24 protein-coding genes and 1 pseudogene are annotated in these 24,357 nt (G+C 31.9%); 12 read left to right on the top strand and 13 right to left on the bottom strand.

All coding sequences use genetic code 11. The annotated features are described in order from the left end of the window. Positions 1 to 124: 124 nt before the first annotated feature. Positions 125 to 376, bottom strand: a complete 252-nt coding sequence (locus tag B3I31_RS13440; RefSeq protein WP_219034183.1) for a hypothetical protein — start codon at positions 374 to 376, stop codon at positions 125 to 127. A gap of 101 nt (positions 377 to 477) precedes the next feature. On the opposite strand from B3I31_RS13440, the gene B3I31_RS13435 reads away from it, so the two are divergent. The 6 genes from B3I31_RS13435 to B3I31_RS13410 all read left to right on the top strand — a co-directional run bounded on the left by B3I31_RS13435 (position 478) and on the right by B3I31_RS13410 (position 5,518). Beyond that, a complete protein-coding gene (locus B3I31_RS13435) occupies positions 478 to 879 on the top strand; it encodes a hypothetical protein (RefSeq protein WP_221855789.1) in 402 nt (133 codons plus the stop codon). A 64-nt stretch (positions 880 to 943) separates the two neighbouring features. Continuing rightward, positions 944 to 1,678 (top strand): lysophospholipid acyltransferase family protein, encoded by a 735-nt coding sequence (locus B3I31_RS13430; protein ID WP_125350403.1) that lies wholly within the window; start codon positions 944 to 946, stop codon positions 1,676 to 1,678. Positions 1,679 to 1,687: 9 nt separating this feature from the next. Next, positions 1,688 to 2,689 carry an acyl-ACP desaturase gene (locus B3I31_RS13425; RefSeq protein WP_286495596.1) on the top strand — a complete coding sequence of 334 codons (1,002 nt, stop codon included), beginning with the start codon at positions 1,688 to 1,690 and terminating at the stop codon, positions 2,687 to 2,689. 18 nt (positions 2,690 to 2,707) lie between these two features. Further along, positions 2,708 to 3,067: a hypothetical protein gene (locus tag B3I31_RS13420; protein ID WP_125350396.1), complete on the top strand. Its 360-nt coding sequence runs from the start codon at positions 2,708 to 2,710 to the stop codon at positions 3,065 to 3,067. 103 nt (positions 3,068 to 3,170) lie between these two features. Next, positions 3,171 to 4,508, top strand: a complete 1,338-nt coding sequence (locus tag B3I31_RS13415; protein WP_114999963.1) for a cytochrome ubiquinol oxidase subunit I — start codon at positions 3,171 to 3,173, stop codon at positions 4,506 to 4,508. A 2-nt stretch (positions 4,509 to 4,510) separates the two neighbouring features. Then, positions 4,511 to 5,518, top strand: coding sequence for a cytochrome d ubiquinol oxidase subunit II (locus B3I31_RS13410; RefSeq protein ID WP_284583858.1), 1,008 nt, complete (start codon positions 4,511 to 4,513; stop codon positions 5,516 to 5,518). 245 nt (positions 5,519 to 5,763) lie between these two features. On the opposite strand, the gene B3I31_RS13405 is transcribed toward B3I31_RS13410, so the two are convergent. Next, positions 5,764 to 7,011 (bottom strand): GTP-binding protein, encoded by a 1,248-nt coding sequence (locus B3I31_RS13405; RefSeq protein ID WP_284583857.1) that lies wholly within the window; start codon positions 7,009 to 7,011, stop codon positions 5,764 to 5,766. A gap of 266 nt (positions 7,012 to 7,277) precedes the next feature. Here B3I31_RS13405 and B3I31_RS13400 point away from each other — a divergent pair, with 266 nt between their 5' ends. Together B3I31_RS13400 and B3I31_RS13395 are read left to right on the top strand one after the other, a co-directional pair. After that, complete coding sequence (locus B3I31_RS13400; RefSeq protein ID WP_312066987.1) at positions 7,278 to 8,399, top strand: metallophosphoesterase; 1,122 nt, start codon at positions 7,278 to 7,280, stop codon at positions 8,397 to 8,399. A gap of 102 nt (positions 8,400 to 8,501) precedes the next feature. After that, positions 8,502 to 8,818, top strand: a pseudogene (locus B3I31_RS13395) (GNAT family N-acetyltransferase). A gap of 82 nt (positions 8,819 to 8,900) precedes the next feature. Here B3I31_RS13395 and B3I31_RS13390 read toward each other — a convergent pair. The 4 genes from B3I31_RS13390 to kbl all read right to left on the bottom strand — a co-directional run bounded on the left by B3I31_RS13390 (position 8,901) and on the right by kbl (position 14,819). Beyond that, a complete protein-coding gene (locus B3I31_RS13390) occupies positions 8,901 to 10,169 on the bottom strand; it encodes a dicarboxylate/amino acid:cation symporter (RefSeq protein ID WP_286500825.1) in 1,269 nt (422 codons plus the stop codon). Between the two features lie 138 nt (positions 10,170 to 10,307). Further along, on the bottom strand, positions 10,308 to 12,995 hold the full coding sequence (locus B3I31_RS13385; protein WP_291088155.1) for a PD-(D/E)XK nuclease family protein: 2,688 nt from the start codon (positions 12,993 to 12,995) through the stop codon (positions 10,308 to 10,310). Positions 12,996 to 13,062: 67 nt separating this feature from the next. Beyond that, entirely contained in the window at positions 13,063 to 13,551 is a 489-nt protein-coding gene (locus tag B3I31_RS13380) for a hypothetical protein (RefSeq protein WP_221855776.1), read from the bottom strand. Positions 13,552 to 13,619: 68 nt separating this feature from the next. Continuing rightward, positions 13,620 to 14,819: a glycine C-acetyltransferase gene (kbl, locus tag B3I31_RS13375; RefSeq protein ID WP_114999975.1), complete on the bottom strand. Its 1,200-nt coding sequence runs from the start codon at positions 14,817 to 14,819 to the stop codon at positions 13,620 to 13,622. 95 nt (positions 14,820 to 14,914) lie between these two features. Here kbl and B3I31_RS13370 point away from each other — a divergent pair, with 95 nt between their 5' ends. After that, positions 14,915 to 15,826, top strand: coding sequence for a GNAT family N-acetyltransferase (locus B3I31_RS13370; RefSeq protein ID WP_286495590.1), 912 nt, complete (start codon positions 14,915 to 14,917; stop codon positions 15,824 to 15,826). A gap of 295 nt (positions 15,827 to 16,121) precedes the next feature. On the opposite strand, the gene B3I31_RS13365 is transcribed toward B3I31_RS13370, so the two are convergent. From B3I31_RS13365 to queA, 4 genes are read right to left on the bottom strand one after another with little or no spacing between them, the layout of a single operon-like run. Continuing rightward, positions 16,122 to 17,054: a polyprenyl synthetase family protein gene (locus B3I31_RS13365; protein ID WP_180906365.1), complete on the bottom strand. Its 933-nt coding sequence runs from the start codon at positions 17,052 to 17,054 to the stop codon at positions 16,122 to 16,124. Between the two features lie 56 nt (positions 17,055 to 17,110). Next, on the bottom strand, positions 17,111 to 18,064 hold the full coding sequence (locus B3I31_RS13360; RefSeq protein ID WP_291059539.1) for a hypothetical protein: 954 nt from the start codon (positions 18,062 to 18,064) through the stop codon (positions 17,111 to 17,113). An 11-nt stretch (positions 18,065 to 18,075) separates the two neighbouring features. Continuing rightward, positions 18,076 to 19,125, bottom strand: a complete 1,050-nt coding sequence (rlmN, locus tag B3I31_RS13355) for a 23S rRNA (adenine(2503)-C(2))-methyltransferase RlmN (protein WP_038336309.1) — start codon at positions 19,123 to 19,125, stop codon at positions 18,076 to 18,078. A 7-nt stretch (positions 19,126 to 19,132) separates the two neighbouring features. Continuing rightward, positions 19,133 to 20,182, bottom strand: coding sequence for a tRNA preQ1(34) S-adenosylmethionine ribosyltransferase-isomerase QueA (gene queA, locus B3I31_RS13350; protein ID WP_038336356.1), 1,050 nt, complete (start codon positions 20,180 to 20,182; stop codon positions 19,133 to 19,135). Positions 20,183 to 20,340: 158 nt separating this feature from the next. On the opposite strand from queA, the gene B3I31_RS13345 reads away from it, so the two are divergent. Further along, positions 20,341 to 20,925, top strand: a complete 585-nt coding sequence (locus tag B3I31_RS13345) for a TlpA family protein disulfide reductase (RefSeq protein WP_181816294.1) — start codon at positions 20,341 to 20,343, stop codon at positions 20,923 to 20,925. A gap of 42 nt (positions 20,926 to 20,967) precedes the next feature. Here the strand turns inward: B3I31_RS13345 and B3I31_RS13340 are convergent, their stop codons facing one another. Genes B3I31_RS13340 through B3I31_RS13330 form a run of 3 tightly spaced genes read right to left on the bottom strand, consistent with a single transcriptional unit; the run spans position 20,968 to position 23,288 of the window. Beyond that, positions 20,968 to 22,047: a glucosaminidase domain-containing protein gene (locus tag B3I31_RS13340; protein ID WP_291071537.1), complete on the bottom strand. Its 1,080-nt coding sequence runs from the start codon at positions 22,045 to 22,047 to the stop codon at positions 20,968 to 20,970. After that, on the bottom strand, positions 22,044 to 22,961 hold the full coding sequence (locus B3I31_RS13335) for a 1-aminocyclopropane-1-carboxylate deaminase/D-cysteine desulfhydrase (protein ID WP_291071535.1): 918 nt from the start codon (positions 22,959 to 22,961) through the stop codon (positions 22,044 to 22,046). Before B3I31_RS13335 ends, B3I31_RS13340 begins: the two co-directional genes overlap by 4 nt. Beyond that, entirely contained in the window at positions 22,962 to 23,288 is a 327-nt protein-coding gene (locus B3I31_RS13330; protein ID WP_291059533.1) for a hypothetical protein, read from the bottom strand. A 161-nt stretch (positions 23,289 to 23,449) separates the two neighbouring features. Here B3I31_RS13330 and B3I31_RS13325 point away from each other — a divergent pair, with 161 nt between their 5' ends. Both B3I31_RS13325 and B3I31_RS13320 read left to right on the top strand, forming a co-directional pair. Continuing rightward, positions 23,450 to 23,611, top strand: coding sequence for a DUF5522 domain-containing protein (locus B3I31_RS13325; RefSeq protein ID WP_291059531.1), 162 nt, complete (start codon positions 23,450 to 23,452; stop codon positions 23,609 to 23,611). A 4-nt stretch (positions 23,612 to 23,615) separates the two neighbouring features. Beyond that, on the top strand, positions 23,616 to 24,350 hold the full coding sequence (locus B3I31_RS13320) for a DUF2911 domain-containing protein (protein WP_291059529.1): 735 nt from the start codon (positions 23,616 to 23,618) through the stop codon (positions 24,348 to 24,350). Positions 24,351 to 24,357: the final 7 nt, after the last annotated feature.

The following is a 24,357-nucleotide window of genomic DNA, read 5'->3' as shown; positions in this document are numbered from 1 at the left end:
CGTCGAACAACGGTCGAAGAAACCTCGAAGGAAAGTAGGAGAAAAAATGTAGAATTCTATTTTTTCAACAATGGATATTGTGTTGTTATTTAATTGTGTTTTTAGAGAAAATTATTTCAGCATATTATTGTAAAAAATCTTTTCCTTTTTCACTCAATTGTTTAAAGTTAATTGCAGGAATAGTTGGATTCAATTTAGATTTGAAATTAGTCACACTTGGCGTTTCAAAAAAATCTAATTCGTACAAACCATCTTCCACGAATTGACAATCATCGGTTAAAATATAGATTTTAGGAAAACTTGGTTTTCGTTCTATTTTTACTTTTTTGATGTTATTTTGATCAGTAAAAACTTCTCCTTTCTTTGTGTTCGCCATTGTTTCTTATTTAGAGAACAAATTTCTTAATAAAATTGAATATTTAAAAAATCAATCCGTAATATTCAAAATATTTCTACCTTCGTTACAAATAAAACCACGTGAAATATACAATTCAAGCAATACTTTTGTTTTTTGTTTTAGGATTAACAAGTTGTTTACCAACCAAAACAGTTTCCGAAACTAAAGTTGTGACTTCAGAAATTAGCGATTTGTCGGGTAAATGGAATATAAATGATGGAGGAGATTACATTATTTTTGAAGATGCAACGAAAAAAATGGTAATGAAAACGGTTTGCGGAATTATTACGGCTGATTATACCAAAATAGATCAAGCTATAATTTTTAATCATTTAAAACAAGTGAATTCTGATTGCGAAATTCCTCAAAATTTGATTCAAAATTTGCAAAAAACTGCATATTTTAAAGTAAAATCATCAAATCAAATTACTTTTTATGATGAAGCTCATCAAGAAAAGTTAACTTTGAAATTAATAAAGTAAATCGCCTAGAAAAATATATTATGCTTAGCATAATTTTTTATTAAATTTGTCTAAATTTCTAATGTTGAAGAAAATTTTAAGTTATCCGTTATCTATAATCTTTTATATTTTTTATGGATTAACGTTGTTGGTAATGCATGTTGTGCAATGGTTGTGCTACAATTTGGGAGGTTATGCTGCTCATCACAAAAGTGTAAAAGTGATGAATGGTCTTTTGGTTTTTTGGACAAGAATTTTAGGTACAACGTATACCTATAAAGGAAGAGAAAATTTGAAACAAAATGTACCATTGATTTTTGTGAGTAATCACCAAAGTATGTATGATATTTCTCCGTTGGAATATGATTTGGCTGATTATCATCCTAAGTTTATTTCGAAAATAGAATTGGGAAAAGGAATTCCCAGTGTATCGTACAATTTAACGCATGGAGGTTCTGCATTAATCGATCGTAAGAACGGAAAACAAGCAATAGAGGAAATAAAAAAATTAGCGCAATACATTCAGAAAAATAATTATTCAGCTATTATTTTTCCAGAAGGTACAAGAAGCAAAAATGGAGTACCAAAGGCTTTCAAAGAAAATGGATTGAAAGTTTTGACGAAATATGCTAAAGACGCTTATGTTGTTCCCGTTACGCTAAATAATACGTGGGAAATAGAAAAGTGGGGTAAATTCCCGATGTATTTGGGCGCGAAAGTAACGATACAATACCATAAACCCTTAAAAGTGAGTGACTATAAGTTTGATGAAATATTCGAGCTTACCGAAAAAACTGTAAAAAGTAGTATAACCGCATAAAATAATTATATGTCAATAAATAATGTTCGCCTGGAAGTAATGCAATTTCTTGAGAAAGATATTGATGCTTATATGGACAAATTCTTAGTTCCAGCCGATAAAATTTGGCAACCAACAGATTTTTTACCGAATTCTCAAACAGATTCTTTTTTTGACGAAATCAAAGAATTACAAGAGCTTTCGAAAGATTTGCCAGATGATTTCTGGATTACATTGATTGGTGATACCATTACCGAGGAAGCTTTGCCAACCTACGAATCTTGGTTGATGCAAATGGACGGTGTGGTAGATGAAGAAGGAAATTACCTAGAAAATGGTTGGGCAAAATGGATTCGCCATTGGACAGGAGAGGAAAATCGTCACGGTGATGTTTTGAATAAATTTTTGTATTTATCAGGACGTATCAATATGCGCGAGGTTGAAGTAACAACGCAACATTTGATAAATGACGGTTTCGACATTGGAACAGCACACGATCCTTACAAAAACTTTGTTTACACAAGTTTTCAAGAATTAGCAACTTATGTATCGCACAATAATGTATCAGCAATTGCAAAAAAATACGGAGCGAAAAAATTATCGCGTATGTGTAAAATTATTGCAGGAGATGAAATGCGTCACCATTTAGCTTACACAGAGTTCGTTCGTCGTATCTTCGAAGCTGATCCTTCTGAAATGATGTTAGCTGTTCAACATATGTTCAAACTTAAAATTGTAATGCCAGCGCATTTCTTAAGAGCTTCTGGTGAAGAAAGAGGAACTTTGTTTGATGCGTTTTCAGATGCAGCGCAACGCATTAATGTGTACACAGCGTTTGATTACATCGATATTATGCGAAAATTAATTGAAGCTTGGCAATTAGATAAAATCTCTGGATTGAATGCTGAGGCTGAAAAAGCAAGAGATTATATCATGAAATTCCCAGATAGAATGGATAGAATTTCGCAACGTATTGTAATTCCTGAAGTAGGACCACAATTCAAGTGGTTAGTTCCTGCGACAGCTAAATAGAAAATCAATTTTATTAAGATGTATATCAAGATTGTTTTACTTTTTCTATTTATAATTTCATGTTCAAATATTGATAGGTTAAATTATCCATCTAATATTAATGAAATTAAAGAAGTTATATTAGAAAGACCTGATAGTAATTCAAATGGAAAATTTTCAGAAATAAAACAATTAAATGACAATCAGATAAAACAACTTTTAGTTATTTTAAATAAAGCTAAACAAATAGATTCTAAAAATTTTGATGAAGATTTTCAAATTATTTTTTCAACAGAGTCTGGAACTAAAAGAATTATGGTAAGGGGTAATAAAATTAAAAATTTTGATAGTAATAAAGTTTATCAAATACCGAATGTAGATTATTTGAATAATTTTTGAAAATCACATATAATCAAAATCATATAAAAAGAGGCAATTCAAAATCGAATTGCCTCTTTTTTTTAGTAACTTTAACCAACAAACAAATTATAAACAACTACTTATGGACGATTTTATTGCTGCCAGAAGTCAAATGGCGATGTCGCTTGCCTTTCACATTGTTTTTTCGTGTGTTGGAATGGTGATGCCGTTTATGATGGCAATCGCTCACTACAAATACCTCAAAACTAAAAACGAAATTTACAAAGGGTTAACCAAAGCTTGGAGTAAGGGAGTTGCAATTTTATTTGCTACGGGAGCAGTTTCTGGTACAATGCTTTCGTTTGAGTTAGGATTATTGTTTCCTAAATTTATGGAACACGCTGGACCAATTTTCGGAATGCCATTTTCGTTAGAAGGAACAGCTTTTTTTATTGAAGCCATTGCTTTAGGTTTTTTCCTTTATGGTTGGGACAAATTCAATAAATGGTTTCATTGGATTTGTGGTGTAATTGTAGGGATTAGTGGTTTAGCTTCAGGGATTTTGGTTGTTGCTGCAAATGCTTGGATGAATTCTCCGTCAGGTTTCGATTTTATAAATGGCGAATATTTAAACATAGATCCTGTAAAAGCTATGTTCAACGATGCGTGGTTTTCACAAGCGTTGCACATGACAATTGCAGCTTTTTGTGCGACTGGATTTGCGGTTGCGGGTTTACATGCTTATCTTATTTTGAAAGGTAAGAATGTAAATTTTCATCGCGAAGCATTCAAAATTAGTTCTGTTTTAGCGATTACAGCAGCAATGTTAGCACCTTTGAGTGGTGATATTTCGGCGAAAGATGTAGCAAAACGTCAACCGATTAAATTGGCTGCGATGGAAGCGCATTTCAAAACAGAAGAAAGTGCTTCATTTGTTTTGGGTGGAATAGTGGACGAATCAAAAGAAGAGATTAAATATGCGATAAAAGTTCCGGGTGTATTGAGTTTCTTGGTTCATTCAGATTTCAAAACACCTGTAAAAGGTCTAGAAGAATTTCCGAAAGATGAATGGCCGCCTGTGGCAGTTGTACATTATGCTTTTCAGATTATGATAACATTCGGAATGTTGATGATGGGAATAGCTGTTATTTATTTGATTGCGCAATTTTTTAAGAAAGATTGGCGAACAAAACGCTGGTTTTATAAATTGTTTATGATTGCGACACCTTTCGGATACATCGCTTTAGAAGCAGGTTGGACGGTAACAGAAGTCGGTCGTCAACCGTGGATTATTTACGGAATTATGCGAACGGTAGATTCCATCACGCCAATGCCAGGAATACAATATTCGTTTTACATTTTCACGTTTGTATTCATTACATTGTCCATTATTTTAGTGTTCTTAATGAATCGACAAATACAAATGGTTGCGAAGCTTTACGATCCAGAAGATCCAAATTATAAACCAGAAAAACATTAAGTATGATTTACGTAGTAATAGCATTTTTGTGGGTTGCCATCTGTTTATATTTAATTTTAGGTGGAGCAGATTTCGGTGCTGGAATTGTCGAATTATTCTCTGAAAAGAGTTACAAAAAACGTACGCAGAAGATTATGTACAATTCGATTGGACCTATTTGGGAAGCAAATCATATGTGGTTAATCATTGCCATTGTAATTTTGTTTGTCGGTTTTCCTAAGGTTTATGCAGATGTTTCTAATTATTTACATATTCCGTTAGTGATTATGTTGTTAGGAATCATAGCGCGTGGAACATCGTTTACGTTTAGAAATTATGATGCAATCAATGATAAATGGCACAATCTGTACGATGTCATTTTTACCTATTCAAGTGTTGTGACGCCTTTGTTTTTGGGAATAATTGCAGGATCTATCGTTTCAGGAAGTATTGATGATAATGCATTTTCGTTTCAAGATGCATATATATTTTCGTGGCTAAGTTGGTTTAATTTTTCAGTTGGAATTTTTACTGTTGTGATTTGTGCTTTCTTGGCTTCGGTTTATTCAATTCAAACTGTTAAAAACGAAGAAGATAAAGTGATTTTAAGAAAACGTGCGAAGCTTTATACAGCTTTAATTTTTGTTGCTGGTGCATTGGTATTTGCAGTTTCACTTTGGAAAAACATTCCATTATTTAGTTGGATAACATCAGAAATTTACGGTTATATCGCAATTGCAATTGCTTCAATTTCGATTGTATTATTACTTTCAGCCTTAAATAAAGCGAAGGATTCTTTGTTGAAAGTTTACGCAGGAATTATTGTGATGATGATTTTATTTGCGGCAACTTATTCGCATTTTCCAAATTTGGTATTATTTAAAGATGGTTCAACATTATCTTTATTAACAGATTACGGTGCGTTGAGTACGATAAATATGTTAGCTTGGGCATTATTACTCGGCTCGATATTTATTTTACCATTCTTGTTTTACTTGATTTATTCATTCAATCAAAAACAAAAAATATAAATATCCGTTCCAAATTTTATTACAAACATACTTGTTTGTAATGTTTGTCAAGAAGATTTTATTACAAACACATCTGTTTACAATCAACTGAGTCCTCGGGATAGGATAAACATAGCTGTTTGTAATTAACCGAGCCTTAGAAAAGAACAAGTGAATTTGATAAATGAAATAAATCTATTTAAATCTTTAGAACAAGGATGATAAGAGAAGAGCCTTATTTCAATTCGAAATAAGGCTCTTTTATTTTAATTATGTTTTGCTTGCCATTCAGCAATTTCTTGCTCATTCAGCAAACAAGAGTTTAATTCTTGTGTAACTTTTTCTTTATCCAAACCTTGTCCAATGAAAACAAGTTCTATCATTCGATCTCCCCATTCTTTCGACCATTTGGCTTCAATCGTTTTTTGATTAAATTGATACGCTGCAAACTGAATTCTTTCGTCATATGGCATCGAGCACCACCAAGCCCCCGCAGGATCAATTCGGATACTACCACCAGCTTGACTCAAGAAAATAGCTTCATCAGGACGATTTGCTAACCAAAATAAACCTTTTGAACGGTAAATTGTTGCTGGAAAATTATCATTCAAATAGGTTAAAAAACGTTCTGCATGAAATGGAATTTTTTGTCTGTAAACAAAAGAAGTCATTCCATATTTTTCTTCCAAATGATCGTGGTGTTCGTGTGTACAATGTTCGCCACATTCTTGATCATGGTCGTGATGATGGTGATGGTGATGTTCCTCTTTTTCTTGCTCTTCTAATAATTTTACCCAGGCGTCTATATCCTGAATTTTTTCGAAATCGAATAGATTGGTATTCAAAATTTCAGTTAATTCAACGTGAGAAAAACTTGCAGGAATTATTTTAGCAGAAGGATTTAATTTTGTCACAAACGCTTCAATATTCATCAACGTTTCTTCTTCAACCAAATCCATTTTATTTAGAATAATCACATTCGAAAATTCAATTTGATCGATTAAAAGATTTACAATCGGACGATTATCGTCTCTATTTTCTGTGAAACCACGATCAAAAACATCTTCATCAGTTCCTAAATTTTTGAAGAAATTATAAGCGTCAACTACAGTTACCAACGTATCTAAACGCGCAACTTTTGGCAAATCAATTTTACCATCTGGCGAAACAAAATCCAATGACTGCGCAATAGGACCTGGATCAGAAATACCAGAACTTTCGATAACCAAATAATCATATTTCCCTGATTGTGCCAACTTCTCTATTTCTACGATCAAATCTTCTCGTAATTCACAACAAACGCAACCGTTGCTTAATTCAACCAATTTTTCATCCGTTTGAATTAAATCATTTTCGCGAGAAACCATTTGCGCATCAATATTTACTGCGCCCATATCGTTCACGATAACTGCTACTTTTAGTCCTTTTTTATTGTGTAATATATGATTAAGAAGTGTCGTTTTTCCGCTTCCAAGAAATCCAGAAAGTACCGTTACAGGTAGTCTATTTTTCATAATTTATGCTTAAAAATATGCTACAAAGTTACGTTTTTATCACGCAAATTTTTGTGTAGAATCATCTATAAATTTTATAATGTTCTGTTAAGAATTTAATAATAAATCACTGTTAGAAAGATTTCTTTTATTTTTGTTCAAAATCAAATAAAATAATGTTTGTTTATAGTGTTATCACGTCAATAATTATTTCAATCGTACTTGAAATTTACCTGTATTATAATTTTAAAAAATTCATTCAAAATAAGTATATTCTTTTCGGGAATATGCTTTTGTGGTTACTTGTTTTGGGTAATTTTGGATATAATCTAATCTTTTTTGATCGTAATGTTGGTCAAACGCAAACGACAATGTGGGCAACAGGTTTGTTTATGTTGTTTGGTTTTCCTCGAATTATTTTGGTTCTATTTTTCTTGGTTCAAGATATTTTTAGAGGCTTTGGGTGGCTATTTAATCGTGCAACAAATCATCAAACAAAAGAAGATTCTTATTTACCTTCTCGTCGAAAATTTGTAATGATTTCTGGATTAATAGTAGCTTCAATACCTTTTTTTAGTTTGATTTATGGAATGACTTTAGGAAAATATAATTTCAAGGTAATCAAGAAAAAATTGGCATATCAACGTTTACCAAAATCGTTTGATGGTTTCAAGATTTTACATATAACGGATATTCATTCGGGAAGTTTGGACAATCGTGAGAAAATAGAATATGCAGTGGATTTAATTAATCAACAAGAGTTTGATATACTATTGTTTACGGGTGATATTGTGAATAATTTTCATTGGGAAATGGACAAATGGTACGATGTTTTTTCTAAAATAAAACAAGCGCCGCACGGAAATTTTGCAGTGCTAGGAAATCATGATTATGGAGAATATTCGGATTGGAAAACGGAGGAAGAAAAGCAAGATAATTTTGAGAAAATTAAAGCGATTTTCCCTAAGATTGGAATGAAATTATTATTGAATGAAAACCGATTTATTACAAAGAATGGTGAAAAAATTGCATTGATTGGCGTTCAGAATTGGGGAACACGATTTAAGAAATTAGGTGATATTGATGCAGCTTCGAATTATGTAAATACAGAAGATTTTAAAATTGTGATGTCTCATGATCCTTCGCATTGGAATGAGATATTGAAAAATCATCCGAAACATTTTGACTTGACTTTGTCTGGACATACGCATGGAATGCAATTAGGAATTGAAGTTCCGAAAATTGGTTTGCGTTGGAGTCCGGCGCAATATGTGTATCCGCAATGGGCAGGTTTTTATGATTTTGAAGGAAAGATTATCAATGTAAATCGCGGATTTGGTTATCATTTTTACCCAGGAAGAGTAGGTGTTTGGCCAGAAATAACATTAATAGAGTTGAAATCAGTATAAAGTATTAGGAAAAAGCAATCAAAGTTTTTGATTGCTTTTTTGATGTATATCAATTCTGAAAACAGATTTTTATCGGATTATTGTCATAAAAAAAGAAATAATATGAATGAAGAATTAATTCCTTTACAGGTTGTAAAAAATGAATCAGCTTTTCGTTTTGAGCTGAATGTAGACGGATACATCGCTTTTATAGATTATAAAGAAGAAGATGATATTATCAATTGATTCATACCGAAGTTCCTGAAGAATTAGGAGGAAAAGGCGTTGCTGCTGCTTTGGTTGAAAAAACATTGGTTTATATGGAGGAACATAAAAATCCTTTGTTTCCGTATTGTCCTTATGTATATGCCTACATCAAAAAGCATCCGGAATGGAAACGAATTGTTCATCCTAAATTTCCGAAATATAACGAATTGTAATCGGTTAACGAATGATATTATAACAAGAAATGCGACCCGATAAAGGTCGCATTTCTTGTTATATTTTTGAAAAGCAATTTATTTAAGCTTTGTGATGATCATCATCGTGTGTATATGTTTGTTCAATTGCGACGTGTCCTTCCCATTTATCAACTGCAACAGTCGATAAAGCATTTCCAAGAACATTCGTCATCGAACGTGCCATATCACAGAAATGGTCGATTGGTAAAATCAATGCGATTCCTTCTGGTGGAATTCCAAACATCGAACAAGTTGCAACCACTACAATTAATGAAGCTCTTGGTACACCTGCAACACCTTTTGAAGTAAGCATTAAGACTAATAACATCAAAATTTGTTTCTCGATTGGCATGTGAATTCCATAAACTTGCGCGATAAATAGCGATGCGAACGTCATGTACATCATTGATCCATCTAAATTGAAGGAGTATCCGAGCGGTAAAGTAAACGAAATAATTTTCTTTTGAGCTCCAAATTTTTCTAATTCTTCAACTAATTTTGGGAATACAGCTTCTGATGAAGTTGTAGAGAAAGCGATTAGTAAAGGTGCTTTGATGTGTCTTAATAAGTCGATTACTCGTTTTCCTAAGATGAAATATCCAACCAAAATTAAAACAGCCCAAAGAAGTAAAATACCAATTACAAAGGCAATTAAATATTTAACATAAAGTAAGAATATACCGAATCCGTACGTTGCAATAGCAGCAGAAATAGTTCCTAAAACTCCTAATGGCGCAGTCCACATTATATATCCAACCATGATTAAGACGATATGCGAAATTTTGTCTAACGCTTTCGTAATCATTTCTCCTTCTTTTCCGTAAGCTGCCATCGCGACACCAAAGAAAATAGAGAAAACAACGATTTGTAAGATTTCATTTGTTGCAAATGATTCGAAAACAGATTTAGGAATCATATGTGTAATGAAATGCTCTAATGTAAGCGAAGCTTGACCTTTTAATAAATCTTGAGCAGAACTTGAATCGATCTCAATGTTCAATCCTTCTCCAGGTTTCATTACATTGATAACAATAGCACCAATCACCAAAGAAGTAAGAGAAGCTGTGATAAACCACCCCATTGCACGTCCACCAACTCGTCCAACCATTTTCATATCACCCATTTTAGCAATACCAACTACTAAAGTTGAGAAAACTAAAGGAGCAATAATCATCTGAATAAGACGAATAAAAACAGTACCAAGAAGTTTTATGTTAGTCGAAAATGTTTTAATAAATTCTGGCGAGGTATTATAATGTACATATCCTCCAAGCGCAACCCCGATAAGAAGGGCAATAATAATAGCTATAAAAAGTTTATTGTTTTTCATTATGCGATTTTAAACTTTTCCAAAACTACTATTTTTTAGCAAATTATTAAGAATATAAATTGATTTATACACCAAATTAAATATAAAACCCTTTGTATGTAGTGTTTACAAAGGGTTTTCTTTATAGTGTATTGAGTACTATTCTGGTTGTTTGAACGGAATTTCCTGATTTAAAATCTCTTCGATTAATGTTGACATCGGTGCTGTAGAATTTTCGACAATCGAATAATCAATGGTGGTGTTTTTATCAACCGAAAGTTTAATTAATTCTTTATTTGGAAATTTGATTGGATAAATACACAATTCAATGTCTTTAGTTAAGTTTTCTTTGTCTGCATAAAATAAATGTGCGTAGAAAATTAATTGTAATTGTTTCGCTTTATCTTCTTTTTGGTAAACGGTTTCTATTTCTTCGGTTTTCACCGAAATATCTTTCGCATAACCAGTTTTGTAATCAATAATTCGGATTTGATTATTGACAGAATCAATTCTATCAATTACACCTTTCAGTTTTACAATTTTGCCATTTGTTAGTGCAAAATCAACTTCGTGCTTGCTTTCCAAAGCTCGAATTACAAATTCATTTTCCTTTGCAGTAGTCGTATCTTTAGACAAAACGCCATCTACAATTCGTTCTGCAATTTTATAAATCAAATAATTTGGACCTTTATCCAAATGTCCATCTTTATATTCTTTACTAAAATGTTCTTGTAAGGTTTTGTCTTTTATTTTTTCGATATTTTTGAAATCATTTTCATGCAAAATATGTCCAATATAAGGCGTGTACAAATCCTCTAAAGCTCCGTGTACAATGTTTCCTAACGTTCTTGCGCTTACAATTTCTTCGGCTTCTTCGACTTCATTTACATTAAAAACACGTTGTTCATAAAAATCTAACGGATTGCGTAAATATGTCGAAAGTGAAGAAGGTGAAATTCCATATTCAGCCCAATTTTGAAGTTTAGCCATTGTTTCGTCAGTTTTAGGAACAATGATTTCTTTCAAAGGTTTTGTAACAAAACTTGGAGCAGCAAAAGTTTCTTTCACTTCGTGATTACTTTCAAATTTGATTTGAGCCAAAAAGCGAGATTTTTCTCCAGAACCCATTCCGTCAGCTTCGGTATCGTACACGAAATAAGCGTTTTTCGCACGCTGAATCAAACGATAAAAGTGATATGCATAAATCGAATCATTTTCGGTAAATGTATTCAATTTCATTTGTTTGCGAATGTCATACGGAATAAATGTATTGTTTTGTCGTCCCAAAGGCAAAATTTCGTCATTCACAGAAGTCATGATAATATTATCGAAATTCAATAAACGAGTTTCCAATAATCCCATCAATTGTAAACCTTTCAAAGGCTCTCCAATAAAGGAAATTGTCTCGGAAGAAACGATTTTATTGTACAATAAAAACAAGGTTCTGTAATCTTTGATATCATCAACACTCAACAAATTTTCGTGCAATTGATTGAAAACTTTTTTGAAAAAGAACAAATATTCTTTTGTCAACAAATCGTTCATCGAAGGATGATGCAGTAATTCGTCTGTCCAATTTTTTAGATGATGAATAAATTCAGTGATGCTTTTCGGAATATGAAAAATAGATTTAAAGATTGATTCTCTTAAGGCATTTTGAATCGAATTTTGAGAATTAAATATTCTATTTTGTAAACGAATATCACCGATTAATCTTCGACTTTCTTCTGTGCTAAAAAGAGATAATGTTTTATTTTCAAGAATTTGTAAGACATTTTTGAAATAAAACATGGTTCCTTTTCCTAACTTCTCCCGATTCATTTGCAACTCAAAAATTGATTTGAAAAATTGCGCTAACGGAACAGAACGTAACGGAATTCCCATCGAAATGTTGAGATGTGTGATATTTTCGGGCAACGAATTGAGAATTGCTGGTAAAATAGATTCATCAGCCAAAATCAACGCGGTATTTTTTATCTCATCTTCGTTGAGATTTCTAATTAAATCTGCAATATATTTTGCTTGTCCAACTTGTTTTGCAACACCAATTGTCTGTAAATTTTTTGGTCTCGAAAATTCATCAACCACCCAATTGATAGGTTTTATTTTTTCTTTGTATTTTCTTAGAAAAGAACCAGCTTCTTGATTCGGATTTTCGTAATAATATTTATCTGCATCCCAATATAAAGTGGCTAATTTTTCTTTTTCTAATCGAAAAATTAGTGCTTGTTCTGCTTTTGTCAAGGCATTAAAACCAGCAAAAACATAATGTGAAGTTCTGTTTTCGACAATCTCTTCAACCTTTTCACTTGCGATTCTAAAAACCATCCCAGCATAACCTTCTTTCGAATCCAACAGATCTTGTTGTAATTGAAAATATAATTTTGAAACAATTCCCCAAAACGTTAAGTGATTTTGAATGATTTCATTTTTCCCAATCTCAATTTTTCCATCTCCCCATTGACTAATTCGTTCTACCGAAATCAAATAGTCTAAAACTTTATGCGCAGGTTGCAAAGAAGCATCGATATCATCGAAATCTTTCAAAACAGTTGGTCCCCATTTGATAAAATCTTCGAAAGAATCAGGCTTGTCAACGATTTTTTTATAGGCTTGATACGCTTTGAACCATAGATTAATTCCAGAAATAATTTCTAAACCAGAAAGTTCGCTCATCAATTCTTCGATACTTTTCATTTGTGGAAGAATGATATTTTGCGCTTGACGCTGAAATTCTTGTTTGAAGAATAACATGGGACGTTTTCCTGGTAAAACTAAAGTGGTGTTGATAAAGTTTTTTTGATTTTGGACTAAATCTTTTACAACATTTTCTATGAATTGAGCCATTTTGAAATTTTCTTTCGTTGAGTTGTTGTAAAAGTAAGGATTTTGAGAGACAATTCGTGGCGTTGAATTATTTTACTTCTTGAACTTTTTCTTGAAATAATTTTTCAAAAGTTTCAGTGATTTTATCCTCAGACATTTTTGTAGCAACAAAATATAATATGAATCCAAAAAATAACATCGGAATAGAAATTAAAGGTAAAAAATTATGAATTCCATTAGTAATAATTTGAAAAAGTGAGATTATAAAAAATAAAGTCACAATACTTATCCAAACAATGAAAAATATTGAAACAAAAGAGTTTAATTCTAAATTGTAAACAATAGTGGTTTTATTGTCGTTGGTATTGAAATGACCAATAATTTGAGGATTAAAACTATTTCGTCCGCTAATCGTTTTCATCAAATTGAAATGATCTTTATAAACTATCCCTTCAAATTCATATTTACTTTTAGAAAAACGAATTCTTTTTTCTTCTGTATTATCATTCAGTATTTTAAAAACTTCTTGATCAGAAAGATTTGTCGTTATTTGATATGTTTTATTTTTGAAAAGCATAAGTTAAATATATAAAAAAAGCGACTAAAAATATTTAGTCGCTAATATAATATTGAAAAAACAAATTCTTATTTAATCACTCCTAATTCTTTACCAACTTTTGTAAAAGCAGCAATTGTATGATCTAATTGCTCTTTTGTATGTGCAGCTGATAATTGTACACGAATACGTGCTTTGTCGCGAGGAACAACAGGGAAAAAGAATCCGATTACATAAACACCTTCATCTAATAATTTGTCTGCCATTACTTGAGATAATTTTGCATCATACAACATAACAGGTACAATTGCAGCATCACCTTCTGGAATATCAAAACCAGCAGCAACCATTTCTTTGCGGAAATATTCAGCATTCCACATTACTTTATCACGTAAAGTTGTGTCATTTTCTAACATTTCTAACACTTGCAAAGCAGCGCCAACGATTCCAGGAGCTAAAGAGTTAGAGAATAAATATGGACGAGATTTTTGACGTAACATTTCGATTACTTCTTTTTTACCAGAAGTAAATCCACCCATTGCACCACCTAAAGCTTTTCCTAAAGTAGATGTAATGATGTCTACACGTCCCATTACTTCGTTGTGCTCATGTGTTCCACGTCCAGTTTTTCCAATAAAACCAGTTGCGTGAGAATCATCAACCATTACCAAAGCATCGTATTTATCAGCTAAATCACAAACACCTTTTAAGTCTGCAACGATACCATCCATAGAGAAAACTCCGTCTGTTACAATAATTTTGAAACGATGATTTTTTTCTGAAGCTACAATTAATTGAGCCTCTAAATCAGCCATATTATTGTTTTTATAACGATAACGAGCAGCTTTACATAAACGAACACCATCAATAATAGAAGCGTGGTTTAATTCATCAGAAATAATAGCATCTTCTTCTGTAAACAAAGGCTCAAAAACACCACCATTTGCGTCAAAAGCAGCAGCATATAAAATCGTATCTTCCATTCCTAAGAAATTAGCGATTTTTTTCTCTAATTGTTTGTGTACATCTTGCGTACCACAAATAAAACGAACCGAAGACATTCCGTATCCGCGGTCATCTAACATTTTTTGAGAAGCTGAGATAACGTCTTTATTATCAGATAATCCTAAATAGTTGTTCGCACAAAAATTAAGTAATGTTTTACCATTTTCTAATGTAATTTCTGCACTTTGAGGAGAAGCAATGATGCGTTCTTTTTTGAATAATCCTTGTTCTTCTAAATCATTCAATTGCGTTTGTAAGTAGTTTTGAAATTTATCGCTATACATAATAAATCACTTTTTGTTTTGATATGTTTCATACAAATATAAATGTTTGCGGGCATATTTTTCGTATTTTTGTGAGACATAAAAAATAATAAACAGTGTTTCTAATCATCATATTTAGTTTTCAGTTCTATTTCTTAGCAAAATTTTTCAAAAAGGATAAATTAAAAACGGTTTTATCAGCAGTAGGATTATACATAGCGGGTGAGATTGCTTTTTCTTTTGTATTTGTTTTATTGTTTGCTTCAGGAATTATTGATATCGGTGTTAATTTTAATAGTTCATCTATGGATAATTTGATGGAAAATAGCCTTAAAATGAATAAATTTTTGGCCGAAAATTATGTGTCAATTGCTGTACAAGTCTTTTTATACATTGGTATCGGAATGTTTTATTACAATTCATTAAAGCGTAAATGGACATTGCAAATGTTAGAAGTCGAAATTGATAAACGTAAAGATGAAATTCTACAAAATTTAGAAGTTAATCAAAAAATAAATCCAGTAAAATTGGACGTTTATCCTCATTTTCACACTATTAATGAGAAAAACATTCATTTAGTTCAACCTTTGGCAAATGAGATTTGGAACGAATGTTACAAGGATTTGTTATCACAAGATCAAATCAATTATATGATTGATATGATGTATAATACTGATAAAGTAAACGAAGGAATTGTAAATGGAGATGTTTGGGAAATCCTGAAAATTGATAATGTTCCGTCTGGTTATTTGCATTACAAATTAGATGAAAATAATACTGTTTTCTTATCCAAAATTTACTTGAAAGAGTCTAATCAAACCAAAGGAATTGGACAATTGATGTTGAATAGAGTTGTAGATTATGCGCGAGAAAAAGGAGCAAAAGCTGTTCATTTAACGGTGAATAAACACAATGCGAAAGCAATTCGTTTTTATGAGAAAAATGGTTTCAAGAATATGGAATCAAAAACATTTGACATTGGAAATGGATATATTATGGATGATTATATTTATCAGAAATCCATTTAAAAATAAGGTTTTAATCAAAATATAAAGTCATTACGGTTTGTAATGGCTTTTTTATGTTGTAAACAAAGTGTCTAGAACCAAGCTGACTTAATTCGTAATGTCGTGAGGTTGATTTAGTTTTTAAAGTGATGAGAAGCTGAATTGAATTCAACTTGAAATTCTCCCTTAATTTATTATTGAAAATAGATCTTAATTTATCGAAGTTATATTGAACTTGTTTCAATATCGCATCTAGAGTTTAGAAATGTTAATTCTTAATATAAAACAAAAAGGACTTCAATAAGAAGTCCTTTTGTTATTTTTCTCTTTCGATTACGTATTTCACCATTGTTTCCAATGAATTTCGAAATTCACTTTCGGGAAATTCGTATAGTATATCTAAAGCCTCTTGGCTATATTGTTTCATCATTTTTTGCGTGTACTCAATTCCGCCGTGATCTTTCACATACTGAATAATTTCGCGTACACGTTTTTTGTCATTGTTGTAACGTTTTACCGAATTAATTAACCATTTTTTGTCTTTTTCATTCGCTGTGTTAATTGAATAAATCAACGGTAACGTCATTTTTTGTTCTTTGATGTCAATTCCGACAGGCTTTCCAATTGCATTAGAAGTGGTATAATCAAACAAATCATCTTTGATCTGAAAGGCAATTCCAACCAATTCACCAAAGCGATGCATTTTCTTCGCTACTTCTTCCGAACAACCAACAGAACGCGCACCAGCTTCACAACAAGCTGCGATAAGCGTTGCCGTTTTCATTCGAATAATCTCGAAGTATACATCTTCTGTAATATCAAGTTTTCGCGCTTTTTCGATTTGCAATAATTCACCTTCCGAAATTTCCTGTATCGCAACCGAAACAACTTCAAGTAAATCGAAATCTTTGTTTTTAGTCGAAATAATTAAGGTCTTTGATAAAAAATAATCTCCCACCAAAATAGCTACTTTGTTCTTCCAAATCGCATTAAGTGAAAAGAAACCACGACGCAATGTACTATCATCCACTACATCATCGTGTACCAAAGTTGCGGTGTGAATAAGCTCGATAAAAGAAGCTGCACGATAGGTACGTTCTTGTACTTCGCCATTTAATTTTGCAGTTAAAAATACAAACATCGGACGCATTTGTTTTCCTTTTCTACGCACGATATAATTGGAAATACGGTCAAGAAGCGAAACATTACTCTTCATCGATTCGAAGAATTTCTGTTCAAACAATTTCATTTCCTCCGCGATCGGAGCTTTAATCAAATCTACCGTGTTACCCAAAATTTAGTTTTTTAATTCGTAAAATTATTGATGCAATGTACAACCTGTTTTGCATAGAATCCTTTATAATTAAATTCCTCTCCGCTAAAACAAATTTTGTTTTCGGTTGGCAAAACTGAAATACCTTCCAATTGTCCCAACTGTGTCGTGAAGCCCAAAGGTAAACTTATTTTTTTAACTTGAGAAGTGAAGAATAACTGATTGTTATCTTTTGGCAAATCAAACCAACTGATAAACGTTAACGCTTCTTTTGTGTAGCCTAACAGATAAACTCCTTTGGTAGAACTATTTACATCAGCATCGATATAAGCAGCAGTTACAGCGTAATTTGTAGGAAAAGTTTCTAACTTTTTGGCTGCGTGTTTTTTAGAAGAGTCAATAGGAACAACATAATGAGACGTTGACATATTTGACCATTCTTTTGTAAAAATATGCAATTGATTTTGGTAGACAAAAAATGCTTCTGCGTCCCAATTTGTCGTCATATTTTTGAACTGAAAAGTTTCTTGATCTGGATAATAAAATTCTATTTTTTCAGCTTTTAATTGCTGATAAGATTTTGAATAATCGATGTTTGATTTCTGGATAAAATAAATGGCTAAATCTTTTCGTTTGCCCAAATTATTTCCAAAATCAGCAAAATAAATTCGATTATCATCCGAAGACATTTCTTCCCAATCGATATTTGGAGCATTTGCGATGAAAATTGTATTGATAATTTTACCTGTTTTTGCATCAAAACGATACAATTCTGGTTTGGAATCAGAATCGTTTAAACCCCAAAAAGAAGCCACATTTTTATCTTCTTTTTCATATTCTAAAGTCGAAATTTCGTTCAAAGTAGGCGGTAAGTTGATACTTTCCATTTTATAATCATCAATAGAAATTGTATCGATGTTTTCTACTATTTGCGCGAAAGAGAATTTAGTCAGAATCAAAAATAAAAATATGGCTAAATATTTCATTTGATTATGTTTTAATCATTTCCAGTTTTATTGGCTAATTGTCCGCAAGCTGCATCAATATCTTTTCCGCGACTACGACGTACATTTACCACAATATTGTTGGATTCTAAAGCTTTGATATAATTGTTAACTGCTTCTTCTGATGCTTGTTTGTAGATTCCGTCATCAATCGAATTATATTCGATAATATTCACTTTAGAAGGAATTTTTCGACAGAATTTTACCAATGCATCGATATCTTCTTTTTTATCATTAACACCGCCCCAAACAATATATTCGAACGTAATTCGTAAACCTGTTTGTTGGTACCAATATTGAAGACTATCCATTAAATCCGTCAACGGAAATTTAACAGAAAAAGGCATAATCACATTACGAACTTCTTCTCGAGCCGAATGTAAAGATACCGCAAGGTTAACACGTAAATCTTCGTCAGCCAGTTTTTCAATCATTTTAGGAATTCCCGAAGTAGAAACTGTAATTCGTCTTGGAGCCATTCCTAGTCCTTCTGGCAATGTGATTTTTTTGATGGCAGAAATTACTTCGTTATAATTTAACAAAGGTTCTCCCATTCCCATAAATACGATATTGCTTAAAGGACGATTGAAATAACGTTTACTTTCTTCATCGATAATCACAACTTGATCGACGATTTCGGCAGCTGTTAAGTTACGCATACGTTTTAATTGCGCTGTTGCACAAAAAGTACAATCCAAGCTACAACCAACTTGCGAAGAAACGCATGCAGTTGTGCGAGAATCAGTCGGAATTAAAACAGATTCCACAACGTTACCATCATGAAGTTTAACCGCATTCTTGATGGTTCCGTCGTTAGATTTTTGTAGAAGATCAACTTCAACAGGTTGAATTTGGAAAGATTCTCCCAATTGCTCACGTAGAGCTTTTGAGATATTCGTCATGTCATCAAATTGATGCGCATTCTTTTTCCATAACCATTCGTACACTTGTTTTGCGCGGAATGATTTTTCTCCAATCTCTTTGAAATAATCTTCAATCTCAGCTTGTGAAAGCTTTCGTATATCTTTTTTTGTTGTACTCAAACTTGTCTTATAAGATTAACATTGCATCTCCGTAAGAGTAGAATTTGTATCCTTCTTTTACAGCTTCGTTGTATGCTTTCATTGTTAAATCGTGTCCAGCAAACGCAGAAATCATCATGATTAATGTAGATTTTGGTGTGTGGAAGTTTGTAATCATACAATTTGCAATAGAGAAATCGTATGGTGGGTGAATAAATTTGTTCGTCCAACCATCAAATGCATTTAAATGACCATCTGCAGAAACAGAAGATTCGATAGAACGCATAGAAGTTGTACCAATAGCACAAACTTTTTTCTTCTCGTCAATTGCACGATTTACAAGATCAGCAGATTCTTGAGGAATAATAACTTGCTCAGACTCCATTTTGTGTTTAGATAAATCTTCAACCTCTACAGCTTGAAAAGTTCCTAAACCAATGTGTAATGTTAATTCAGCAAAATCAACACCTTTAATTTCTAAACGTTTTAATAAGTGTTTAGAAAAGTGTAAACCAGCTGTTGGTGCAGCAACAGCTCCTTCGTGTTTTGCATAAATTGTTTGGTAACGCTCTGCATCTTCTGGTTCAACATCACGTAAAATATATTTTGGAAGTGGAGTTTCTCCTAATTCTTTCAATTTTGCACGGAATTCTTCGTAAGATCCATCAAATAAGAAACGTAAAGTACGTCCACGAGAAGTTGTATTGTCAACAACCTCTGCAACTAATGTATCATCATTATCGAAGAATAATTTATTTCCGATACGAATTTTACGCGCTGGATCAACCAAAACATCCCATAAACGAGTCTCAGCATCTAATTCTCTTAGCAAGAAAACTTCGATTTGAGCACCAGTTTTCTCTTTGTTACCCATCAAACGAGCAGGGAAAACTTTCGTATTGTTACGAATCATTACATCTCCTTCGTCGAAATACTCGATAAGATCTTTAAATTGTCTATGTTCAATTTCTCCGGTGTCACGGTGAACAACCATTAAGCGAGCTTCGTCTCTGTTTTCAGAAGGGCGATCTGCTAAAAGTTCTTCAGGTAAAGTAAAGTCGAAATCGGAGGTTTTCATTTTCATAATTGTACAATTTTTTGCAAATATACGATGTCAGATACCCCTTTGTCAAGTGAATTGAGGTATTTTATGAAATTGCTAACGTTTAAATGTTTATTTTTGACGAAAGACTTATAGATATTATCAAGTTTTTTAATACTTATTTGAAAAATAAAATGAAAACGAAACTACTATTACTATCAATGTTTTTTACATTTTTTAGTTGTAATAAATCCGAACAAAAAATTGAAGAATCTGCTGAAATAGAAAAGATTGATTCTGTTGCAAAAAAAGAATCACCAGAATCAGAAATTCCGAAAGAATTGATAAAAGCACCAGATTTTTCTTTGGCTGATATCAATGGAAAACGATTTGACTTATCAGATTTCAAAGGAAAATATGTCTACATGGATATTTGGGCAACATGGTGTGGACCTTGCAAAGTTCAAATTCCTTTTATGAAAGAATTGGAAAAACAATTTCATAATGCACCAATTCATTTTGTAAGTGTTTCTTTGGATAAATTAGAAGATAAGCCAATTTGGGAAAAAATGGTGAGAGAAAATCAGATGTCTGGTGTACAGTTATTTGCAGGAAGAGAAGATAACTTTGGCTTTGATTATAAGATAGAATACATTCCGACTTTTATTATTTTAGACAAAGAAGGAAATATTATGATTGATCGCGCGCCTGCACCGATGGATTATCAAACAGGAGGAATCAATCAACAATTGGTTGATATTCTCAAAATGATGAAATAAAAAAAGCTTCCATTTGGAAGCTTTTTTTTATTATTGAGCTCATTATGCTCTAACTTTAGTTTTTAAATTAATTCGTTGTCCAACTTTAGGTTGCGCACCTGGCTCCATACGATTCAGTTTATATAAGCTACTAACTTTTACGCCAAAACGCTGAGAAATCGTGTACATATCATCACCTTCTTGTACTTTGTACGAATAATCAGAACCTTTTGTTTTCTTTTTTCCAAAAAATACAATTTGTCCATCTTTCAACTTAGATCCCATTTGTATTTCATTGAAATTCGCAATATCAGAAGGAACTTTATTATACGTTTTAGAGATTGTCGCTATCGTTTCTCCAGCTTGTGCAACAATATAAGGAATGTTATTCTTGTGATTTTTGATGCGAGTTGTTGGATTTTGAGGACGAGTTTCATAAACAACCGTTTTGTTATTTACAATAGGCTCATTCTTTTCTACAATATTTTCTTTGGGTTGGTAAGAAGCTAAAATAACTTCTTCTTTGATTGATTTAGGCTCATTTTTCATCTGTTTAGAAGAATTATTCGCTAACATCAAATCATCTTGATTGTTATATAATGCGTATAACTTAGCAAAAACTTCTTCAGCTGAAATCTTATCAAATTGATCTAAATTATATTTTTCTATTCGAGAGATTAATTTAAACGCATATTTTGAATCTGTTGCATAACCAGCTTTTTTTAATCCATGAGCCCAAGCTTTAAAATCTGTTGGATCCAAATTAAATAAAGCCTTATAATAGGGTCTTAATGCCAAAAATTCTGAGTGATCTCTGTAACTTTCTTCAACTGAAAGATACTTTCTGAAACATTCGCCTTTTGCATCATCATCGTGGTAAATTCTTGGTTTATCCAACGACCATTCTGCTGGTCCTTTACATTTTATACCAAAATGATTATTTGCTTGCTCAGCTAATCTACTTTGCCCTCCACCTGTTTCTAATAAACCTTGTGCTAAAGTTATACTTGCCGGAACTTTGTAAAGTTGCATTTCTTCAACAGCTAAAATAGCATGTTTTCGAATGTAAGTTATGTCTCTACTTTCTTGGGCTTGTGTTGACATGGCCAAAACAAAGCTAAAAACGTACAACAATTTTCTCATTCTATAATATTTTTATTCTTCTTTTTTAAAAGTTTATTCATCCCTTCTATTCCTTGTAGTCCGCCTGTATGAACGATAAGAATTTTAGAGTTATCACTAAAATAATGATTTTTAATCAATTCGAAAATACCAAAAACCATCTTTCCTGTATAAATAGGATCCAATTGAATATGGTTAATTCGCTTGAAATCATTTACAAAAGTAATTAAATCATCCGAAACTTTTCCATATCCACCAAAATGATATTCGTTAAAAATAGTAAAATTCGTTTTATTTGTCAATTTTTCTATCTCTTTTGGAATAAAATTCCCTTTTAAACTTGGAAAGCCTATTATTTTTTGATGCAATTTAGAACTTTCAATCAAACCAGCAATTGTTCCACAAGTTCCGATCGCCGAAGCAATATAATCGAAATCGAAACAATCTGCATACAAAATTTCTTCGCAACCTTTTATAGCTAACTCATTTGTACCTCCTTCTGGAATAACGTAAGCGTCTGGATATTTAGTATTTAAATCATCTAAAAATTTAATTTCATCTTTTTTCCTATACTCTTCTCTCGAAATAAAATGCAACTGCATTCCATATTTTTTTGCAAAACGTAATGTAGGGTTTTCATCGATTTTATCTTTCAATTCTTCTCCACGAATAATACCGATCGTTTCGAAATGATGAAGTTGACCAGCTGCTGCCGTTGCAGCAATATGATTAGAAAAAGCGCCACCAAACGTTATCAATTTCTTGAAACCTTGTTTTTCAGCTTCAATAAAATTATATTTCAGTTTTCGGTATTTATTTCCAGAAATTTCGGGATGAATCAAATCTTCTCTTAATATAGAAAGTTGAATATTTTGAGAAGTTAAATGTTTGATGTCAATGTTTTGAATTTGAGCTTTATAATCGTTCCAAATCATTTAGATATATTTTAGAAAACTATAAAATTTTCGTTTTTTCAAATAATTCAAATTGTTTTCGTTTGCATAAGCTTCACGCTCAAAACTAATATTGCGATATGCTTTATGTTGATCGCGATATTGAATTAATCGAATCGCATATTCAATCAAGTAAAAAGGATAAAAGAAAACAACTAAAAGTTCGAGTTGCTGAATGATATGAATGGTTTCGTGATTGATTAAAACTTCATCATTTTTCAGCTTTTTATCTCTCAAAAAAATGAAAGGAAAAATGGTAATTCCAATAAAATTCTTTCGGAACAAATGACTCAAAACAACTACAAACATGATTTAGGTAATTCGATTTTGTTGCAAAATTAATCAATCTGAGAAGATATTGATTTAAAAAGCGTTAAAAATCGTAAATTTAGAAGATGTTTCACAAATAATTATCATACCAAAATTAATGATAGTTTATAGATAAAAGTTGTAATTTCACAGCATTAGAAATGAAAAAATTTGAAGAAGGAGATTATTATTTATCTCCAGAAGGTTTCAGAATATTTACTGAACAATATCTAAAAAGAAGAGGATATTGTTGCAAAAGTGGATGCATACATTGTCCGTATGGATACGATAAAAAAACAGATAAAATAAAGAATAAGAAATAATTATATGAAAATAACATCAACAGTTTTTGCTTTGTTAATAGGAAGTTGTGCTTTTGCGCAAATGAAATTTCCTGCGGTAAGTTCTCATGCTGAAGTTGAGCAAAAAATAGGCTTAACAGAATTTGAAATTGAATACAATCGACCAAATGTAAACGGAAGAAAAGTGTTTGGAAAATTGGTTCCGAATGGAGAAGTTTGGCGTACTGGAGCGAATGAAAATACGGTCATCAAATTTGACAAACCAATCAAAGTGAATGGACAAGAGTTAGCTGCTGGCGAATATGCATTGTATAGTATTCCGAACAAAGAGGAGTGGGAGGTAATTTTTTACAAAGACACGAAAAACTGGGGAAATCCGAAAGAGTGGAAGGAGTCGAATATCGCATTGAAAGTGAAAGCTCCGTCGACAAAATCGATGAATAATAAGACAGAAACGTTTGAGATTCGTTTTACAAATGTGACACAAAAATCAGCGAATTTGGTTTTAGCTTGGGATAATACAACGGTTGTTTTGGATATTGAAACGAATACAATTAATGAAGTTTTAAAAATGATTGGAGATCAATTGAATGAAAATTCTTCTGCAAGAGATTTTTACAATTCAGCAAACTTCTATTATTCGAATAAATTGGATCGAAATCAAGCGCTGAAATGGGTTAATACAGCTTTAGAAAAAGATGTAAATGCGCCAGATTATTACAAAGAATTGAAAACTAATTTGGAAAAAAATAAATATTAATTAAAAA

This window comes from Empedobacter sp. UBA3475 (genome assembly GCF_002378465.1).
In the GTDB taxonomy this organism is placed as follows: domain Bacteria; phylum Bacteroidota; class Bacteroidia; order Flavobacteriales; family Weeksellaceae; genus Empedobacter; species Empedobacter falsenii_B.
This window is presented reverse-complemented; position numbering and strand designations above follow the sequence as displayed.

Bases quoted from the DNA above. Each gene is read 5' to 3' on its own strand.
- B3I31_RS13440 (WP_219034183.1), bottom strand. From the start codon at position 376: ATGGCGAACACAAAGAAAGGAGAAGTTTTTACTGATCAAAATAACATC.
- B3I31_RS13425 (WP_286495596.1), top strand. From the start codon at position 1,688: ATGTCAATAAATAATGTTCGCCTGGAAGTAATGCAATTTCTTGAGAAA.
- B3I31_RS13420 (WP_125350396.1), top strand. From the start codon at position 2,708: ATGTATATCAAGATTGTTTTACTTTTTCTATTTATAATTTCATGTTCA.
- B3I31_RS13415 (WP_114999963.1), top strand. From the start codon at position 3,171: ATGGACGATTTTATTGCTGCCAGAAGTCAAATGGCGATGTCGCTTGCC.
- B3I31_RS13410 (WP_284583858.1), top strand. From the start codon at position 4,511: ATGATTTACGTAGTAATAGCATTTTTGTGGGTTGCCATCTGTTTATAT.
- B3I31_RS13405 (WP_284583857.1), bottom strand. From the start codon at position 7,011: ATGAAAAATAGACTACCTGTAACGGTACTTTCTGGATTTCTTGGAAGC.
- B3I31_RS13400 (WP_312066987.1), top strand. From the start codon at position 7,278: ATGCTTTTGTGGTTACTTGTTTTGGGTAATTTTGGATATAATCTAATC.
- B3I31_RS13390 (WP_286500825.1), bottom strand. From the start codon at position 10,169: ATGAAAAACAATAAACTTTTTATAGCTATTATTATTGCCCTTCTTATC.
- B3I31_RS13385 (WP_291088155.1), bottom strand. From the start codon at position 12,995: ATGGCTCAATTCATAGAAAATGTTGTAAAAGATTTAGTCCAAAATCAA.
- B3I31_RS13380 (WP_221855776.1), bottom strand. From the start codon at position 13,551: ATGCTTTTCAAAAATAAAACATATCAAATAACGACAAATCTTTCTGAT.
- kbl (WP_114999975.1), bottom strand. From the start codon at position 14,819: ATGTATAGCGATAAATTTCAAAACTACTTACAAACGCAATTGAATGAT.
- B3I31_RS13365 (WP_180906365.1), bottom strand. From the start codon at position 17,054: ATGAAATTGTTTGAACAGAAATTCTTCGAATCGATGAAGAGTAATGTT.
- B3I31_RS13360 (WP_291059539.1), bottom strand. From the start codon at position 18,064: ATGAAATATTTAGCCATATTTTTATTTTTGATTCTGACTAAATTCTCT.
- queA (WP_038336356.1), bottom strand. From the start codon at position 20,182: ATGAAAACCTCCGATTTCGACTTTACTTTACCTGAAGAACTTTTAGCA.
- B3I31_RS13345 (WP_181816294.1), top strand. From the start codon at position 20,341: ATGAAAACGAAACTACTATTACTATCAATGTTTTTTACATTTTTTAGT.
- B3I31_RS13340 (WP_291071537.1), bottom strand. From the start codon at position 22,047: ATGAGAAAATTGTTGTACGTTTTTAGCTTTGTTTTGGCCATGTCAACA.
- B3I31_RS13335 (WP_291071535.1), bottom strand. From the start codon at position 22,961: ATGATTTGGAACGATTATAAAGCTCAAATTCAAAACATTGACATCAAA.
- B3I31_RS13330 (WP_291059533.1), bottom strand. From the start codon at position 23,288: ATGTTTGTAGTTGTTTTGAGTCATTTGTTCCGAAAGAATTTTATTGGA.
- B3I31_RS13325 (WP_291059531.1), top strand. From the start codon at position 23,450: ATGAAAAAATTTGAAGAAGGAGATTATTATTTATCTCCAGAAGGTTTC.
- B3I31_RS13320 (WP_291059529.1), top strand. From the start codon at position 23,616: ATGAAAATAACATCAACAGTTTTTGCTTTGTTAATAGGAAGTTGTGCT.